At 65.3% G+C, this 262-nt stretch carries 1 protein-coding gene; it reads left to right on the plus strand.

Annotation, left to right across the window (positions count from 1 at the left end):
- Window positions 1-262, plus strand: a 262-nt coding sequence (locus tag SB765_RS30770) for an Ig-like domain-containing protein (protein ID WP_410932640.1), incomplete at both ends; no start/stop codon positions are given.

The following is a 262-nucleotide window of genomic DNA, read 5'->3' on the forward strand; positions in this document are numbered from 1 at the left end:
GTCACCGGTACGTCGGTGAACGTGACAGAGGGCAGCACGGTCACGTTGCTGTTTAACAACATCAGCTACACCGCGCAGGTCTCGGCCAGCGGCCGCTGGACAGTGATCGTTCCGGCTGAGGCACTGAAGGCGCTCGCCGATGGACCTTACACCCTGACGGTCACCGCAACGGACAGCGGCGGGGCGACTCTGAGCAGCGAGGCAGCGCTCAGCGTGCTGGCGACGCTGCCAGCACCGCAGATCGTCTCGGCCTTTGGCGATG

The sequence above is a fragment of the Pseudomonas sp. SIMBA_067 genome (assembly GCF_046534675.1).
Classification (GTDB): Bacteria; Pseudomonadota; Gammaproteobacteria; order Pseudomonadales; family Pseudomonadaceae; genus Aquipseudomonas; species Aquipseudomonas putida.